The organism is Spirosoma montaniterrae (genome assembly GCF_001988955.1).
GTDB classification, from domain to species: Bacteria; Bacteroidota; Bacteroidia; order Cytophagales; family Spirosomataceae; genus Spirosoma; species Spirosoma montaniterrae.
Window position 1 is genome coordinate 4,619,306 of sequence record NZ_CP014263.1, and the last position, 17,134, is coordinate 4,636,439.

The 17,134-nt window shown below is 52.4% G+C and carries 14 protein-coding genes; 6 read left to right on the forward strand and 8 right to left on the reverse strand.

Annotated elements, in window-relative coordinates; all coding sequences use genetic code 11:
- Nucleotides 1-38: 38 nt before the first annotated feature.
- The 3 genes from AWR27_RS19860 to AWR27_RS19870 form a co-directional block, all read right to left on the reverse strand.
- Nucleotides 39-1,220: a serine hydrolase domain-containing protein gene (locus tag AWR27_RS19860; RefSeq protein WP_077132802.1), complete on the reverse strand. Its 1,182-nt coding sequence runs from the start codon at nucleotides 1,218-1,220 to the stop codon at nucleotides 39-41.
- Nucleotides 1,221-1,236: 16 nt separating this feature from the next.
- Nucleotides 1,237-3,363 (reverse strand): M56 family metallopeptidase, encoded by a 2,127-nt coding sequence (locus tag AWR27_RS19865; protein ID WP_077132803.1) that lies wholly within the window; start codon nucleotides 3,361-3,363, stop codon nucleotides 1,237-1,239.
- A 75-nt stretch (nucleotides 3,364-3,438) separates the two neighbouring features.
- The gene (locus AWR27_RS19870) at nucleotides 3,439-3,804 is read right to left on the reverse strand and encodes a BlaI/MecI/CopY family transcriptional regulator (RefSeq protein ID WP_077132804.1); all 366 of its coding nucleotides are present in this window, start codon (nucleotides 3,802-3,804) and stop codon (nucleotides 3,439-3,441) included.
- Between the two features lie 120 nt (nucleotides 3,805-3,924).
- Here AWR27_RS19870 and AWR27_RS19875 point away from each other — a divergent pair, with 120 nt between their 5' ends.
- From AWR27_RS19875 to proC, 5 genes are all read left to right on the forward strand, one after another.
- Nucleotides 3,925-5,703: a M3 family oligoendopeptidase gene (locus tag AWR27_RS19875; RefSeq protein WP_077132805.1), complete on the forward strand. Its 1,779-nt coding sequence runs from the start codon at nucleotides 3,925-3,927 to the stop codon at nucleotides 5,701-5,703.
- A gap of 63 nt (nucleotides 5,704-5,766) precedes the next feature.
- On the forward strand, nucleotides 5,767-6,045 hold the full coding sequence (locus AWR27_RS19880) for a hypothetical protein (protein ID WP_077132806.1): 279 nt from the start codon (nucleotides 5,767-5,769) through the stop codon (nucleotides 6,043-6,045).
- Nucleotides 6,046-6,235: 190 nt separating this feature from the next.
- Nucleotides 6,236-7,741 (forward strand): Asp-tRNA(Asn)/Glu-tRNA(Gln) amidotransferase subunit GatB, encoded by a 1,506-nt coding sequence (gene gatB, locus AWR27_RS19885; protein ID WP_077132807.1) that lies wholly within the window; start codon nucleotides 6,236-6,238, stop codon nucleotides 7,739-7,741.
- A complete protein-coding gene (locus tag AWR27_RS19890) occupies nucleotides 7,738-8,868 on the forward strand; it encodes a TlpA disulfide reductase family protein (RefSeq protein WP_077132808.1) in 1,131 nt (376 codons plus the stop codon). Before gatB ends, AWR27_RS19890 begins: the two co-directional genes overlap by 4 nt.
- A 113-nt stretch (nucleotides 8,869-8,981) precedes the next feature.
- Entirely contained in the window at nucleotides 8,982-9,785 is an 804-nt protein-coding gene (gene proC, locus AWR27_RS19895; protein ID WP_077132809.1) for a pyrroline-5-carboxylate reductase, read from the forward strand.
- 32 nt (nucleotides 9,786-9,817) lie between these two features.
- Here proC and purB read toward each other — a convergent pair whose 3' ends face one another.
- Nucleotides 9,818-11,158, reverse strand: a complete 1,341-nt coding sequence (purB, locus tag AWR27_RS19900) for an adenylosuccinate lyase (RefSeq protein ID WP_077132810.1) — start codon at nucleotides 11,156-11,158, stop codon at nucleotides 9,818-9,820.
- 634 nt (nucleotides 11,159-11,792) lie between these two features.
- On the opposite strand from purB, the gene AWR27_RS25405 reads away from it, so the two are divergent.
- Nucleotides 11,793-12,035 carry a hypothetical protein gene (locus tag AWR27_RS25405; protein WP_157579276.1) on the forward strand — a complete coding sequence of 81 codons (243 nt, stop codon included), beginning with the start codon at nucleotides 11,793-11,795 and terminating at the stop codon, nucleotides 12,033-12,035.
- A 53-nt stretch (nucleotides 12,036-12,088) separates the two neighbouring features.
- Here the strand turns inward: AWR27_RS25405 and AWR27_RS19910 are convergent, their stop codons facing one another.
- The 4 genes from AWR27_RS19910 to AWR27_RS19925 all read right to left on the reverse strand — a co-directional run bounded on the left by AWR27_RS19910 (nucleotide 12,089) and on the right by AWR27_RS19925 (nucleotide 17,085).
- On the reverse strand, nucleotides 12,089-13,474 hold the full coding sequence (locus tag AWR27_RS19910; RefSeq protein ID WP_077134100.1) for a DUF1207 domain-containing protein: 1,386 nt from the start codon (nucleotides 13,472-13,474) through the stop codon (nucleotides 12,089-12,091).
- Nucleotides 13,475-13,536: 62 nt separating this feature from the next.
- Entirely contained in the window at nucleotides 13,537-14,901 is a 1,365-nt protein-coding gene (locus AWR27_RS19915) for a dipeptidase (RefSeq protein ID WP_077132812.1), read from the reverse strand.
- A gap of 91 nt (nucleotides 14,902-14,992) precedes the next feature.
- On the reverse strand, nucleotides 14,993-15,646 hold the full coding sequence (plsY, locus tag AWR27_RS19920) for a glycerol-3-phosphate 1-O-acyltransferase PlsY (protein WP_077132813.1): 654 nt from the start codon (nucleotides 15,644-15,646) through the stop codon (nucleotides 14,993-14,995).
- Between the two features lie 158 nt (nucleotides 15,647-15,804).
- Nucleotides 15,805-17,085 carry a M16 family metallopeptidase gene (locus AWR27_RS19925; RefSeq protein WP_077132814.1) on the reverse strand — a complete coding sequence of 427 codons (1,281 nt, stop codon included), beginning with the start codon at nucleotides 17,083-17,085 and terminating at the stop codon, nucleotides 15,805-15,807.
- Nucleotides 17,086-17,134 lie beyond the last annotated feature (49 nt).

Below are 17,134 nucleotides of genomic sequence, written 5' to 3' on the forward strand. Positions count from 1 at the left end.
CGCGGGTGGCAACCCGCGCCCTAAGAACGCTGACTGCGTTAAAGTTTAGCATCGTAGGGTATATACGCTTCCCATTGCCAGGGCGTGAACGTATCGCCGATGCTGTAGGCCAGCAGCTCTTTGAAAATCCGTTCGCCATTGTCGTTATTCGTCATGATGACAATGGCGATTTTTTTATCCGGGAACGCAATCGAATAGTGGCCCCAACCTTCGTCGTGCCCTTCCTTGAAGAAAGCCGGGCCATAAGGCGTTTGCAACACACCAACGCCAAGCCCGTAGCTTAGCGCAATAGCGTCATTATCGGTGCTGTCTACCCATGCCATCGGCCCAAACTGCCGACGCGACCGAATCCGTATTTGCGGTCGTATCATTTCCCGGAACGTGGTTGTCTGCAAACCGGTATGGCGTAGCAAAGCCGTATAAAACGCCGTAAAATCGGCCAGTGTCGTACTCATCGAACCGCCCGCGCTGGATTCTTTCCATCGCATGAGTTCGTAAGGTTTTCCAGCGTCATTGTGGCCGAAGCACACAGCGTTCTCAAATTGTTTCTGCCAGACGAAACTCGTGTTTTTCATGCCGAACGGGGTAAAAACACGTTCCTGCGCGAGCGTTTCTAATCCTTTGCCCGTAATTTGTTCAAGAACGAACTGAAGTAAATACAACCCTTCGCCCGAATAACTGTACCGGGTACCCGGCTCGAACTTGATTTTCAACTTTTTGTCGGGTTCAAACCAACGCCAGTTTGGGAAGCCGGTTGTATGGCTCAGGCACATTCGGGCCGTAATTTTTTCGTAACGCCGGTCTTCCCGCAGATGCTGATAGCCGCGATTCCAGCCGTCTATTTTGTAGTCGGGCAATGGTTTGTTGAGGTACGTAATGAGTGGCTGGTCCAGATTCAGTTTGCCCTCCTGCACGAGTTGCATAGCTATGTAAGCAAAAACCGTTTTGGCGAATGAGGCCGCGTACATGACTGACTCAGGCGTTAACGACACGCTTCGGGGTACATCGGCCAGGCCATACGTTTGACTGAAAACGGGCTTGTTCCTGTTGAATACGGAGATTGCCACGCCCGATACATTGGCAACCTGCATTAAGTGTTTGATTCTATGATCCAGACTGTCTGCCGAAAGCCGTGAGCCGTCGAGCCGATGAAGTGTTTGAGCGCGTAGAGTATGGCTAAACAGCGCAATAAGTAGCGAGCAGCGAAGAAGAAACAGCATACGTTATACCTGTGGATTACGGACGTGGTTTTTTAGGTGCAACTGCCGCCGGTGGTGCCGGTGCCGGTACAGACACAGCAGCCGGGCGGGCCGGTTTGGCCGGGCGGGCTACAGGGGCAGGTTTTGGCGGGCGGGGCGCACGAGCCGGACGCGGAGAGGCAACGTCTACATGCACATCAGCAACTGCGCCAATTAACTGAGCAACAGCCTCGCTGTGATTGCCCATTTGATCGGAGAGTTGGCTCATCTGCCTGTGTAACTTTTCATTCTCTTTCTCCAACTGTTCCAGCGGCTGCCGAGCCGCTTCAAGCTTCGCCTGATTTTGTTCAAGCTCTTTGTTTAGATTTTCAATTTCGGCTTCCTGTTTTTTGATTTCTGGTTCAAGGCTACTCAATTGCTTCTCAATATCGGCCTGATTTAGCTTTTGTTTGCCATCGTTATCCAGTAATCGCTGGTGTTGCTCCAGCAATTTTTCACGTTGCTCCATCAACTTGTCTTTCCGCCAGTTCAGCACTTGCTCGGCGCGTTCAACTTCCTCAATTGGAAACCGGAGTTTTTCCATTTGAAAAGCAATTGCCTGTCCTTGCTTTGTCCGTTGTTGAATCAACTGGCTTAAACTATCTAATTTTCGCTGATGCAGCTCTCGTATACGGTTCAGCGAATCGTTTAGCACACCTATATTACCAAGCGGAGCCAACGCATCATTCACCAAAGCGTTGTGATCGATTTCCGAAAGTTCTTTCAGTGTTTCTTCCGAAAACGTCGGGGCGTTTTCCAACGCCGACGTTACGATATTGTCGTAGTCGATGTGTGCCATACCTTCTGATAATGCCTTCATCCCTAAGTCAAAAGCTGCCGATTTCTCAAAGATAGTCAGCAAAATATCACGATCGGGCTGATTAACCGTATCGAGATTGAGCTGGCCGGTCAGTACCTGATCGAGCTGGCGTTGCAGCCGGTCGACGCGTGGTTTGGGCAGGCGTTGGCCGTTAAAAACTACGTAAGTCATTCGACCTTCTACCATACCATAGTCAATCCGGTTGCCGCTCGTGACGCCACTAAATCGCTGTGTCGATTTGGGTTTAGGCTTCGGTTTGGGCGTTGGCTGCTGCACGGCATAAACCGACATACTCACCAATAGCAGGGTAGCCAATGTTAGCCCGGCCAGGCTTGCATTCGAGACGAAAGGCCGCGTTGGAACGCCCAGCATCCGCCGAACCCGGTGCAATAGCTGCTGCCGTTTTCCGGCAAAAGCCATTGCCAGCGCGGGCGCATCCTGATTGGTAAGCCGAATTTCTTCGATACGCGCCAATGCCTGTGCCAGCATCCGGCCATTGCCGCCGATGGCTTGTACGGCCAGGTCGTCGCAGCAGTGTTCGCGCTCTTCGCGCACCCGCGCCGACAGCCACCACAGGGCTGGATGAAAGAAATAGAGTACCTCAACAACCGATTGGAGGAGATTTACGGCATAATCATACCGCTTCACGTGGGCCAGTTCATGCGCCAATACCGCTTCCAGTTCACGAACCGATAACTGCGTAACCAAGCCAACCGGCAACAGCAATACAGGCTTCAGCATACCCACTACCATAGGCATGGCTACCCGCGCCGACTCCCGAACGCGCACCACCGCGCTAATCTGCATAACTTCCCGCAGTTGATTTGCCAGATCATCGACCACCAGCGTAGACGGAACTCGGGCCGTTTGGCGCAGACGTTGAAGGTAGGCCCAGCCGCCTACTAATCGCAGCGCAAACACAGCCACGCCAATGAAATAAACCAGTACAAACTGGCTCAGATGGGCTTCCAGAAAAAGCAGCACCTGCTGATGCCAGGGCAGCGTTTTCGTAACAGCCGCCCACCGAATGGCAACACTGTGCGCTGATGTTGTCAGCGTGGCCGATGCTACCGCCGAAACAGCCGGTTTATAATACCAGCCGAACGTGATGGCCGATAGCAACACCTGCCCCAGCAACACCGACACACTTAGCCGGTATCGCAGTTCGCTCGACCGATTTTGTAGAAAATGCAGTAAAATGGCCGTGGGCAACACCAGCGCGAATCCCTGCCAGAGCGCGTGCAGCAGCGTCCAGCCCAGCGCGTCGGCCACAGGACCCGACAGAAAATTGAGGAACAGATTCATGGCGAAGTAAGGTTTTCGGAGTCAATAAGCCCTTTCTAAAGGGCGACAAATCCTGTTTAATCTTGTAAATCCTGTCTAATCCCGGTTCAGACGATTCAACAACTGCTTAATCTCGTCCAACTCTTCGGGCGAGGTTTTGTGCTGACCTAAGACCTGCATCACTAATTTCGTCGCGGAACCACGAAAAGCCGTTTCAACGAATCGATCAATTAGCCCGCGCTGCGTGTCTTCTTCCGTTACGGCTGCGGTGTAGGTGTGCGATTTGCTGGCTTCGTCGCGGGTTAGCAGCCCTTTTTCAAACATGATCTGCATTAGTTTCAGGGCAGTTGTGTAGCCAATGTCGCGGTTTTGGCTTAAATTTTCGTGAACCTGTCGCACCGTACTGGGGCCATTTTGCCAAAGTACGTGTAGTATCTCAAGTTCGGAATCGGTTGGTTTCATCAGCTATCTACGAATAATTTCGTAACAAACATATACGAACAAATTCGTAGATGCAAGTGATTGAACAAAAAAGTTTTACAATGAATTGTTGTAACGTGGCTGGAAAGCCGCATTATTGGTATGACCCCAACAGAAACACTGACTTTACCATCCCGCCCACCCCGGCGGTTTATTGGCGAAAACCTGAATCTGAACGGCTGGGCCGATGTGCAGCCGTTGTACGACGAACTGCTGAACCGTCCGCTCAACAGTGCCGACGACCTGCGGCAGTGGCTGATCGACCGAAGCGAGCTGGAATCGTACTTATCCGAAGACTTTGCCTGGCGGTACATCCGCATGACCTGCGACACGGCCAATGAGTCGTTGTTAAATCAGCTTAATTTTTTCATTGCCGAGATTCAGCCGCAGATGACCGCCTACGGCAACGACCTCGACCTGAAAACCGTTAATAGCCCGTATTTGAGCCAGTTAACCGACGCGGGTTTCGACGTGATGGTGCGCGGGATGAAAAAAGCCATCGAAATTTTCCGGGACGAAAACATACCGCTGCAAACCGAACTACAAACCGAGGAGCGGCAGTATGGAGCCATTGCCGGGGCTATGACAGTAACCATCGACGGGCGCGAAATGACGCTACCCGAAGCCTCCGACCGGCTGCAATCGACCGACCGGGCCATTCGCGAAGACGCCTGGCGCAAAATCGGGGAACGCCGGTATCAGGATCACGAAACCCTCGACCAATTGTTCGACCGGCTGCGCGACCTGCGGCACCGGGTGGCCGTTAACGCCGGTTTTGCCAACTTCCGCGATTATTCGTTTGCCGCACTGGGCCGCTTCGACTACACGCCCGAAGACTGCTTTACTTTTCACGAATCGGTGGCCGAGGCCGTAGTACCGTTATTGAACGACTTAGCCCGCGAGCGGAAACGGAAACTGAACGTGGAGCCGCTGCGCCCGTGGGACGCAAAAGTTGACGTTGACGGTCGCCCCCCGCTGAAGCCGTTTGAAACCGGAGCCGAGTTAGTCGAAAAAACCATCGCCTGTTTCGACCGATTGACCCCACCCCCAACCCCTCCCCTAAAACAAGGGGAGGGGAGCGAGTTTGGTAATGATCTGCGGATTATGCGGGCAATGGGCCACCTCGACCTGGAGTCGCGGAAGGGCAAGGCACCGGGCGGTTATAATTACCCCCTCGAAGAAATTGGCGTACCCTTTATTTTCATGAATGCCACCAGCAGCCTGCGCGACGTGGTGACGATGGTACATGAAGGGGGCCACGCCGTGCATTCGTTTCTGACACGCGATTTGCCGTTGAAAGCCTTCCGCAACCCACCGATGGAAGTAGCCGAACTGGCGTCGATGAGCATGGAATTATTGTCGATGGACCATTGGGACGTGTTTTTCGATAATCCAGCCGACCTGCGCCGGGCCAAACTGCAACACCTCGAATCGATTATCGAAACGCTGCCGTGGGTAGCTACCATCGATAAATTTCAACACTGGATTTACGAAAACCCGGCGCACACGGTGGCCGAACGACGCGAAAACTGGCTGCATATTTACGAGCAGTTTGCCGATTCTGTGACCGACTGGAGTGGGTTCGCTTATTACAAAGAATACATCTGGCAGCGACAATTGCATTTGTTTGAAGTGCCCTTTTATTACATTGAATATGGCATTGCTCAATTGGGTGCTATTGGCGTCTGGCGCAACTACCGGCGCGACCCGCAGGCCGGGCTTGCAGGCTACAAAGCCGCGTTGAGCTTAGGCTACAAAGCCCCCATACGCGACATTTACGCAGCCGCAAACGTACCATTCGACTTTTCGCGCCAACACATCCGCGAGTTAATCGGTTTTGTGGAAGACGAAATCAAAAAATTGACGGCTGTTGAGTCGTGAGGTTTTTTGGAAACCTTACGGGTCTAAGCTATTTTTGCCGAACCAATTCGTAATCAAGTAGCTATGAAACGCGTATTCCGTTCAGGAATTTTGGCCGTGGCGGTGCTGTCGCTGGCCTCCTGCGATTACCAGAAATACAACACCATCCGTCAGAAAGACGAGCGGGCAAGGGACTATCGGGCCGGTTATCGCGCTGGCGACGAAGAAGTTTACGGCGTACATCCTGATTCGGCGGCTGTGCAATCGAAATACAAATACACACCCAACCCAGCTTTAGAAGAGCGGACGCAGAAGCTCCGCGATAAACTGTTTGGAACCGGAACCATAGGCGAGGGCGCGTAACCAATAACTGATCAATTAGAAAAAGCGGTGAAGCAGCGTATTGTTGCTTCACCGCTTTTTCTTTGCCAGTTGGTACGAATCAACGCGTCTTTTTCCCCTCAAAAGCCAGTACCCAACAGCGGGGAGAAGGCCAGCATAGCTACTGGCAAACTCATTTGCTTATCTTTGCTAAAAATCATTAGTTTCTGAAATGGTAGCCGAAGCGACTCTCTCGCCTGATGCGGCCCAGCCGGATGTTTATGCGCAGTACGAAGCCGTTGTTGGGCTTGAGGTTCACTGTCAGTTATTGACCAACAGCAAAATCTTCGCTGCCGACGCCAACGCGTTTGGGGCCGAACCCAATACCAATATCAGCGTAATCACGCTGGCTCATCCCGGTACGCTGCCCAAATTAAACCGCAAGGCCGTGGAATACGCCGTTCGGATGGGGCTGGCCTGTGGCTGCGACATTACCCGCCATAACGTTTTCGCCCGGAAAAATTATTTCTATCCCGACCTGCCGAAAGGCTATCAGCTTTCGCAGGATAAAGGGCCAATCTGTGTAGGGGGTGGTATTCCGGTGAAAGCTAAAGACCCGCAAACGGGTCAGACCTATCACACAACCATTCAGATTCACCATATCCATCTTGAAGAAGACGCTGGCAAAAGCATTCACGATGGCGACGACTGGGCCACGCAGTTAGATTACAACCGCGCCGGAACGCCCCTCATCGAGATGGTGACGGAACCCTGTATCCGCACTGCCGACGAAGCCGGGCAATACCTGACCGAAGTTCGGCGATTGGTTCGCTACCTCGATATTTGCGACGGCAATATGGAAGAAGGCTCGCTGCGCTGCGATGTAAATGTTTCCATCCGGCCCAGGGGCGCGACTCATCTCGGTACGAAAGTTGAAGTAAAAAACCTGAACTCGATTCGGAACGTGATGCGGGCCGTCGACAGTGAGTTTCGGCGGCAGGTCGAACTGACCGAAACGGGCGGAACTATTGTGCAGGAAACCCGGACGTTCGATGCCGCTACGGGACGCAGTTCGGCCATGCGCGAGAAAGAAACGATGAACGACTACCGCTACTTTCCTGACCCCGACCTGACCCCGGTTGTGATCTCAGACGAGTGGCTGGCCGACATTCGGGCGCAAATGCCCGCTCTGCCGACCGAGTTGTACCAGAAGTTTATAACGCATTACGGCCTGCCCGATTACGATGCATCGCTGCTGACCGACGCCAAAGAACTGGCCGACTACTACGAAGCGGTGTGTCGGCACACGACCAATTACAAAGCAGCCTCAAACTGGATTATGGGTCCGGTGAAGGGGCAACTCAACGAAAAAACCCTGCGCGACCGCCAGTTTCCGCTGTCGGCAGAGCGGTTGGCCGCGTTGGTCGATTTGGTTGATAACGGAACGGTGAGCCAAACGGCGGCCCAGCAGTTGTTTGCCCTGATGCAGCAGCAGCCCGACGTTCGGCCAACCGATCTGGCACAGCAGCATGGGCTGGTGCAGAACCGCAATACCGACGCCCTGCAAGCGTTGGTAGAAGAGGTGCTGGCGGCCTGGCCCGACAAAGTGGAACAGTACCGAAAAGGCAAGAAAAACTTGCTGGGTATGTTTGTTGGGGAAGTGATGAAAAAATCGAAAGGGGCTGCCGACCCAAAATTGGTGAATGAATTGTTAGCGAAGTTGTTACAAGCAAAATGAGAAAACTATTTTTAGGCATAACGAGCCTGCTGATACTGAGTGCAGCCGCCCAGGCTCAGACCAAATCGTTTACGGTAACGGGCAAGATAAACAAAGCCACACCCGGCAGCTACGTGTACCTCGAAGCCAACGCGCAGCCCACGCGCAAGCTCGATTCGGCGAAGGTAGAAACGGATGGCACGTTCAAACTAACGCACCCGGTTGTAGAGGGGGGCGAGGTGTTTGTGCTGAACCCAGGCGGTGGACAGAAAATGGCCCTGCTTGTAGAAGGAGACGAAACACTGAACGTAGTAGCCGACGGTTTTCGCATGGACCCGAAGACCGGGCAACTGGGTAAAGCTGCCATCTCCGGCTCCAAAAACATGGAGTACTACGACAAACTGATGACGTTGCGCACCGACATGGAGAGCAAAGTTTCTAACTGGAATAAACAGGTAGCAACCGCCACCGAAAAGAAAGACAACAAACGCGTTGCCCAGATTGAGCAGGAGTATCAGGCCGCCGAGGCCGATGTGGTGAATAAAGTAAAAGCGATGTTACCCGAAATGGGCACGTCGCTCGTTTCGTTGTTCGCGCTCAATTTCATTAATATCGAAAGCGATTTCGCCACGTATGAAGAACTGGCAAATCGGTTCGAGAAAGAGAAGCCGAATAGCCCACACGCGAAGTCGCTGATTGGCCGGGTGAAGCGAATCAAAGGCGTCATGATCGGCTCGTCGGCTCCTGAAATTGCCCTGACCGATACGTCGGGGGCGGTAGTACCGCTGTCGTCGCTGCGGGGTAAATATGTCCTGATCGACTTCTGGGCGTCGTGGTGTGGGCCATGCCGCAATGAGAATCCGAACGTTGTGCGCATGTATAACAAGTTCAAAGACAAGGGTTTTTCAATCTACAGTGTCTCACTCGACCGCCCCGGCGACCGCGAAAAGTGGGTTCGGGCCATTCGCAACGACAACCTGACCTGGACCCACGTATCCGACCTGAAGTTCTGGCAGTCGCAGGCCGCACAGGAGTACGGCGTTCAGGCTATTCCAGCCACATTCCTGCTTGACAAGGAAGGCAAAATCATCGCCAAAAATCTGCGGGGCGAAGCACTGGAGCAGAAGCTGACCGAGATACTTAAATAGTGATGAGTGATGAACGATGAGTGATGAGTTTGCTGACGCAAAAAGAAATACACCGGCGTCAGCAAACTCATCACTCATCGTTCATCACTCATCGTTTTTTACCCCCACCTTCTATGAAAATTGCAATCGTTGGCTGTGGCAACATGGGCATGGCCTTTGCTAAGTCATTCATTCAGTACAACCTGGTCAAAACCGACGATCTGCTGCTGATTGAGAAAAGTACCGACCGTTCGGAGAGCCTCCGGCACGAAAAAGCGGGCGTTGTGGTCGATACCATCGGGCCGCGCGTGAGTGATGTCGATCTGATTATTCTGTCGGTAAAGCCACAGGATTTTAAAAGCGTACACGACGAACTGCGCCCTGTTATCAGACCCTATCAGTTGGTTTTGTCGATCATGGCGGGCATTCCTATCGCGCAGATTCAGGAGAAGCTCGGCCATCCGCTCGTGGTGCGGGCTATGCCCAACACCCCGGCTATGCTCGGCATGGGCATTACCGGCTTCACCGCAGCCAAAGAAGTTGACATGGCAAGCCTGCGCCGGGTCGAAAATCTGATTAATGCCACGGGCCGGTCGATTTTCTTAGAAGACGAGGCTATGCTCGACGCCGTAACGGCCCTAAGCGGCTCCGGCCCGGCTTATTTTTACTACGTCGTGAAAGCAATGGTCGAAGCCGGGCAACAGATGGGCTTCGACGCGGGCGTATCGTCCCTGTTGGTCAAGCAAACTATGCTCGGCGCGTATCACCTCATTAATAACGCCGATAAATCGCTGGACGATCTTATCAAGGCTGTGGCGTCAAAAGGTGGCACCACTGAGGCCGCCCTTCGCACGTTTGAGTCGGGTGGACTGTCGGATACGCTCATCGCCGGTATCAAAGCCGCCCAAACGCGGGCAACCGAGCTGTCGAAGGGGTGATGTGAAGCCGAAGTTGGAGATTCGGCTTCACATCATACACCTGTATAACTAAACGGCGTAATGGCCCGCAATTCCTGCTTCACCGAATCAGACACGTCTAACCCGTCGATAAAGGTTTGGATGGTTTGCTCGGTGATTTTTTCGTTGGTGCGGGTCAAAGCTTTCAGGGCTTCGTAAGGCTGTGGATAGCCTTCGCGCCGGAGAATGGTCTGGATTCCCTCGGCCACAACCGCCCAGTTGTCTTCGAGATCGGCACGAATAGCGGCCTCGTTCAGCTCAAGCTTATCTATGCCTTTCAGCAACGACTTCAGAGCAATAACCGAATGCGCAAACGGTACGCCGAGACTGCGTAAAACGGTTGAGTCGGTCAGGTCGCGCTGGAGCCGTGAAATAGGTAGTTTAGCTGATAAATGCTCGAACAGCGCGTTGGCAATGCCGAGGTTACCTTCCGAATTCTCGAAATCAATAGGGTTCACTTTGTGCGGCATGGCCGACGAACCTACTTCGCCCGCTTTCAGTTTCTGCTTGAAATAATTCATCGACACATACGTCCACACGTCGCGGTCGAAGTCAATCAGAATGGTGTTTAGCCGTTTGAAGGCGTCGAGCGTGGCTGCCAGCATGTCATAATGCTCAATCTGGGTGGTGAACTGACTCCGTACCATGCCGAGACGTTGCACGAAGTTGTCACCAAATTTTTTCCAGTCTTCGTTCGGATAAGCCACGGCGTGGGCATTGAAATTGCCCGTTGCCCCACCAAATTTTGCTGCCGTTGGCACGGCGTCTAACAGCAATAGCTGCTTTTCGATACGCTCTACAAACACCTGAATCTCTTTGCCCAAGCGCGTGGGCGATGCCGGTTGGCCGTGTGTCCGGGCCAGCATAGATACGTTTGCCCACTGTTCGGCCAGTTGTTGCAAACGCACCTGCACCTGCCGGTACAATGGCACAATTTCAACGTCCATCGCTTCGCGCAGAGACAACGGAATGGCCGTGTTGTTGACATCCTGCGATGTTAGGCCGAAATGAATAAACTCCAGAAATGGCTCAACCGGCGATCCGTTCAGCTTTTCTTTGATAAAATACTCAACGGCCTTAACGTCGTGATTGGTCGTTTTCTCGATTTCTTTGATCCGCAGCGCGTCGGCTTCAGAGAATTGCCCGTACAATGCCCGCAAAGCCGGAAACCGCGCCGACTCAACGCCCGCCAATTGTGGTACGGGCCACTCGCAGAGCGCGATGAAATACTCGATTTCGATACGAACCCGGTAGCGAATCAGGCCGAATTCGGAAAAGTAGGGAGCCAATGCCTCAACCTGACGACGATAGCGGCCATCGACGGGCGAAATGGCCGTAAGAGCAGACAAATTCATAGATTATTCTAAAACGCAAAGGTACAACTTCAGTCCGCTTTGCCACGCCCTATTTCCTCTGCCAGTTTTACCGTTAACCGTCAGCTACTGCCCGACGGAACGCTGTTGGTTTCCTACCAACCCCCACTTAGTAAAACAAGCACCTTTCACCGCCTGACACCCGGCCCGGCCCGGCTCTCTTGCGACTGCGGTTGTGATTGATTATTGATTTGGTGTGAGGGGTTATATTTACTTCGATTTTACTCAAGACATGAAAAAAATACTTTTCGTAATTTTCTATTGCTGGTTAGTCGGACCAGCGAGTGCCCAGACTGGGCTTTTCAATAAATCCATCCGCGTAGCAGGAGACCTGATAAACGATAGTCAGGATAAGAATGGAAAGTTCACCGGAGTAAGATATTCCCTAATCTACTCGAAACAAGTGTGGACGGATAGGTGGAATGTAGAGAGCGGAATAAGTTACATCAACTATTACTCTCTTCAGCAGTTTGAACCATATTCATATTTTTTCAAAGGCGATCACGCTCAACGTGTTTCGGCTGACTTCACCATCTTCTACGGTCTCTTAAAAAGTAAGCGACTTACATTTAAAATTGGCGCAGGGCCATCTATATGGTATCAACGAAACGGTGCCGTGAGAGACTTAACAGGGCATGTCAATGGCTCTCAGGTTCAGTATGTTACATTTGACAGGACATATACCAACGAAGCGGGCATAAGTATAAACATCGGTAGTGGCGTTGATTATAAAGTAGCTCCAAGAGTAGAACTTGGCATACGAGCAGGTATCATCGGCGACGTAACGAACCGATATGGTTATAGCGCGCTCATAGGTACGCTCACCGCTTTAGGCGCACAGGTTAGCTACCGCTTCTAAACGACACTCAAACAATGCCGCAACGCCTGTGGTGGGCGTTGCGGCATTACCAATCAAAACGGATTCAAATACACCCCTACCCCAATCCACGAGGTTTGCTGCTGCTCAAACTGACTGTATGGCCGGAAACCGGAATAGCCTTCGAGCAAAAACGTGATGTTGTTTTGTGTGCGGCCTACCTCTACGCCGATACCGCCGTGAATGCCGGGCCGGAAGTCGGTTTGCTGCCAGAATTTCACGTCGACTCCGCCAACCAGCCGGGCCGCCCGCTCCGACGTTTTTCTGTAGAACGTACCAATCTGGGCACTCAGGCGTTCGCGCTCTTCGCGTTTGCGTAGCCCAATACCTAAGCCGCCATAGACACGCCAATCGCCCACCATGCGCGAGTAGGTGGCATCGAGTACTTCGTAATTGACCGGATTGGGCGAAGGAGCCGTAATACGATTGCGGTAGATGAAATCATCGCCGAGGTGTGCCGACAGGTGGTACACCCGAAAACGCCAGTTGTGCATACCCCGCCGAACGTTATAAATAATGCTGACTTTATAGTCATTGTTCATAATCTGCCGACGCTGCCGCCCTTTGTCGGCATCCCAATAGACTTCAAACTGCGTAAACGATGCCAGATCGAGTACCAGTTCTTCTGAGCGACCGGGCGCGGTAGTTCGGCGGTAGAACGGCTTCGCAAAGCCAAACGCAAACGGCACAATGCTGCCTTTATATTTCTGACCCTCTGTGTAGTACACGGGTAGAACACTGCCGTAGGTCTGCGCTTCGAGCGGATCGAGCAAAATTGGATCGAACAGATGACCTTTCGGTAAAAACTCGTGTTTCGGGCGAGTCACAACGGCGGGTTCGCTGGCGACGGTGGCAGGGGCTACCGACACGCTATCGACTGTTTTGGCCGGGCGTTGCTTTTTTTCGCGCTTTGGGCGTTCGGCTTTTACAGCGGGTGGGGCTGCTTCTACCGGTGTTGGAGCCGTTTTCACGGGTTCTGTTACTACAGGTAGCGTAGCAGGGGCCGGTGGTGCTGGTTCAGCGGGCGTTTCTTTCCGGCGTTTCTCCCGTTTTTCTTTACGCGATGGCTCAGCAGGAGCCGATTTGGCCGTAGTTGGGGCTTCCACTGCGGTTGGCGCAGGGGTCACGGTGGGTTGCGGTGCGCTGGTTGTTTGCTTAGGTGGTTCCGGCTCTTTGCCTGCTCTTTTGGCCTGACGCTGCCGTTCTTTTTCGGCTTGCCGCGCTTCGTATTCGCGTTGTTTCTGCGCCCACTCGGCCCGGATCTGCCGTTCGCGCTGAACTTCGCGTTCTACTTTTTCTTTCTGCCGCTGCTCGGCGGGGGTCAGGGTGCGGGCGGCTGGAGCCGTAGTTTTGGGTTGTTGTGCAAGGGCTGTTGTGCCGGTTATTCCAAGCAGAAGCAACGTTAGTAGCGGGTGTTTCATAAAAAGCCAGATAACTGAAACAGCAAAGAGCACAGCCGCAATGGCTATGCCCTTACCAAATGCTATTTCTTCAATGCAGCGTAATGTTTATAAAAATAGGGGATTGTTTCGATGCCTTTGTAGAAGTTGAACAGGCCGTAGCTTTCATTGGGCGAGTGCAGCGCGTCGGAGTCTAACCCAAAACCCATCAGAATGGATTTGATACCTAACTCACGCTCAAACAAAGCCACAATCGGAATGCTGCCTCCGCCCCGCGTTGGAATGGGTTTCTTACCCCAGGCTTCTTCAAACGCCCGGCTGGCGGCTTCAAACTCCACCGAATCGGTCGGCGTCACATAGGGTAATCCACCATGATGTGGCTTCACCACTACCGATACGCCCGCCGGAGCAATGGCTTTAAAATGGTTGGTAAACAACTCCGTAATTTCATCGGGCGTTTGGTTAGGTACTAAACGCATACTGATTTTGGCCGATGCTTTCGAGGGTAGCACCGTCTTGGCTCCTTCGCCCGTGTAGCCGCCCCAGATGCCGTTTGCGTCGAGCGTGGGCCGGATGCTGGTGCGCTCGTTGGTCGAGTAACCGGCTTCGCCCATTACATCGTTGATGCCGAGGTCGCGTTTGTATTCGTCCAGGTCGAACGGAGCTTTTGCCAGTTCGGCGCGGTCGGCATCGCTCAGGTCAATCACGTTGTCGTAAAAACCAGGAATAGTAATACGACCCTGATCGTCGTGGAGGCTGGCAATCATCTTCGCCAGCACATTGATCGGGTTTGCTACGCCCCCGCCATACACGCCCGAATGCAGATCACGGTTGGGGCCGGTCACTTCCACTTCCACATACGACAACCCCCGCAAGCCCGCTTCGAGCGAAGGGGTTTCGTTCGATATAATGCTCGTATCAGAAATCAGAATTACGTCGGCCTGTAGCATGTCGCGGTGTTCGGCCACAAACGTGCCGAGGTGGTCGGAGCCGACTTCTTCTTCCCCTTCAATCATCACCTTCACATTGCAGGGCAGGCCGTCGGTTGCGCCCATCATCTCAAGGGCTTTGATGTGCATATAAAACTGCCCCTTGTCGTCGCAGGCTCCGCGTGCGTATATGCGCTCGTTGCGGATGGTTGGCTCAAACGGGGGAGTATGCCAGAGTTCGTAAGGGTCGGCGGGCTGAACGTCGTAGTGACCATAGACCAGGACCGTTGGGCGGGCAGGGTCAATTAGTTTTTCGGCGTACACGATGGGATGCCCGGCGGTTTCAAACAGTTGAGCATTGTCTAAACCTGCCGCCGTCAATTTATCGCGGACAAACTCAGCCGCCCGCCGGACGTCGTTTTTGAAGGAAGAATCGGCGGATACCGATGGAATGCGTAACAGGTCGAGCAGTTCATCGAGAAACCGCTGCTTATGTTCGGTAAGATACGTTGTTGACATAGAGGACTGACCCGGTCAAAAAAGTTGCCCCGAAGTTACGTAGTTTTCGCGCAACGACAGGGCAAAGAGCTTTATGATATGATTTTGTAGCTCAGTTTCTTTTCTTTCGGAGCCGAATCAGCACCGTTCGACTTTCCTGCCCACGCAACAGCCGACCGATGTTTTTCTGGTGGGTAAGCACAACCATCAGAAAAATAACAAAGCCGAACGCAATGAGCAGGGGCGGTTCTTTTTCGCCGAAAACGCGCAGCAGCAGCAGCACCGGAAAGGCGAGTGCTGCCATAATCGACCCTAACGAAACGTATTGTGAGGCAATGACCACCAGCAGAAAAACAGCGATGCAAAGCACGGCCACTTCGGGGTGAATTGCCAGCACCATACCTAACAGCGAGGCTACACCTTTTCCGCCTTTAAAGTTGGCAAAGACTGGATACAAATGGCCGATAACAGCAATCAGGCCAAAAACGATTTTGAACGTTAGAATTTCGTTGGTCGTGATGACGTCAAAGTTCCAGAGCAGGGTCGATAAAATAGCGGCTGTGTAACCCTTCAGCACATCAACCAGCATAACCACTGTGCCAGCGCGTTTACCCAACGTGCGAAACGTGTTGGTAGCACCAGCATTGCCGCTACCATACTGCCGAATGTCGATACCAAAAAATCCCTGTCCATACCAAACGGCGGTCGGGATTGACCCAAGTAGATAAGCCACTACTGCCGTTACGCAAATCAGAAGTACGTTCATTAACGAAATCAGAAGGAGTATTCAGTAAAAGAGAGACTGTATTGCAGATTCACTACTCAATTTCACAGTCATGTAACTGTAAAATTAATTTATGTTTGGCAACTTCGCAATTTATTTATCTCAAAAACCACTCGGCACGAGGGCAATTTTTGTCCATTTTACTTCCCTCCTACCACCACTTCAAGCAGTTCATCGTCACCCAAATACTTGTTGGCAGCTTGTAGTATGTCATCGGGCGTTACGGCGCGGATGTTGTTGATGTACGTCGTCAAAAAATCAGTAGGCAGGCCATCGAGGAGGATTACCTTGTAGCGGTCGGCAATTTCAAACGGTGTGTTCAACGACCCAACAAATTCGCCTGCCATGAAATTCTGTACGGTTTGCAGTTCGTCGGCAGTTACGGGTTCGGTTTGTAAAACCTGTATTTCCTTTCGAATCTCATCGAGTGTTTGTTGGGTGTTCTCTTTTTTCACGTCGGTGCCGATCAGCAGATAGCCATCATGCCGAAACGAGGGCATATTCGACGAAATACCGTAGGTAAAACCTTTGTCTTCCCGAATATTTTTCATCAGCCGTGAGCCGAAGTAGCCGCCTAACAACTCATTAGTAACCAGCATTTTAAAAAAATCGGGATGCGAACGTGTAAAGAGCCGACGCCCCAGCCGAATCGTTGACTGTACGCTTGCCGGCTTCGCAGCCAACACGGGCGATTTATCATTTTTCGCCATTGAACCGGCAAAACCCGACAATTCATCCGGGCGTACAGGTAATTGACCAAGCGTTTGATCGATTAGCGCAATATCGGTTTCGCTGACATCGCCCGATAAAATAAGCTGGAATGGACGGTTACGAATAACGCGCTCGTAGAAATCCGCAATATCGGTGCGGCTGATGGCTTCGATAGCTTCGGGCTGCTGACTCCGTCCGTAAGGATGAGCCGTTCCGAACAGTTTTTCACGGAATAGTATCCCGGCCAGATAGGCATTTTTCTCGAAATTGACTCGCAGGTTTTGTAAGGTGATATTACGCAGATCGTCTAACTCTTTCTCCGGAAACGTTGGTTCGGTAAGCAACTCACGAAGCATCGGCAGTACTTCTGGCAGAAAGCGGGTCAGGCAGTAGACAACAAGGCTGGCCCGGTCGGGGCCGCTGTTAAGTTCTAAGAATGCGCCGTAGCGGTCGAAATATTCACTAATCTGGGCTGATGACCGGCTTGAGGTGCCTTCGGCCAGCATTTTTACGGCAAAAAAAGCACTGGCGGGCGTTGTTTCATACCATGTGCCCGCATCAAATATACATTCGAGCCGCATCACCGGTTGGTGAGCCACTGTAATGCGGTGAATAGGAACGCCATTCGTTAGTGAGGTGGCCTGAACAGCGGGCAACCGCACGTCATGAATAGCCTGAAAAGAGGGCGATTGGGTTCTGTCGAGAATCATATTGGTGCTTTAAAAGCGAACGAGTGAAAGCGCGAGCGAGTAAACTGCT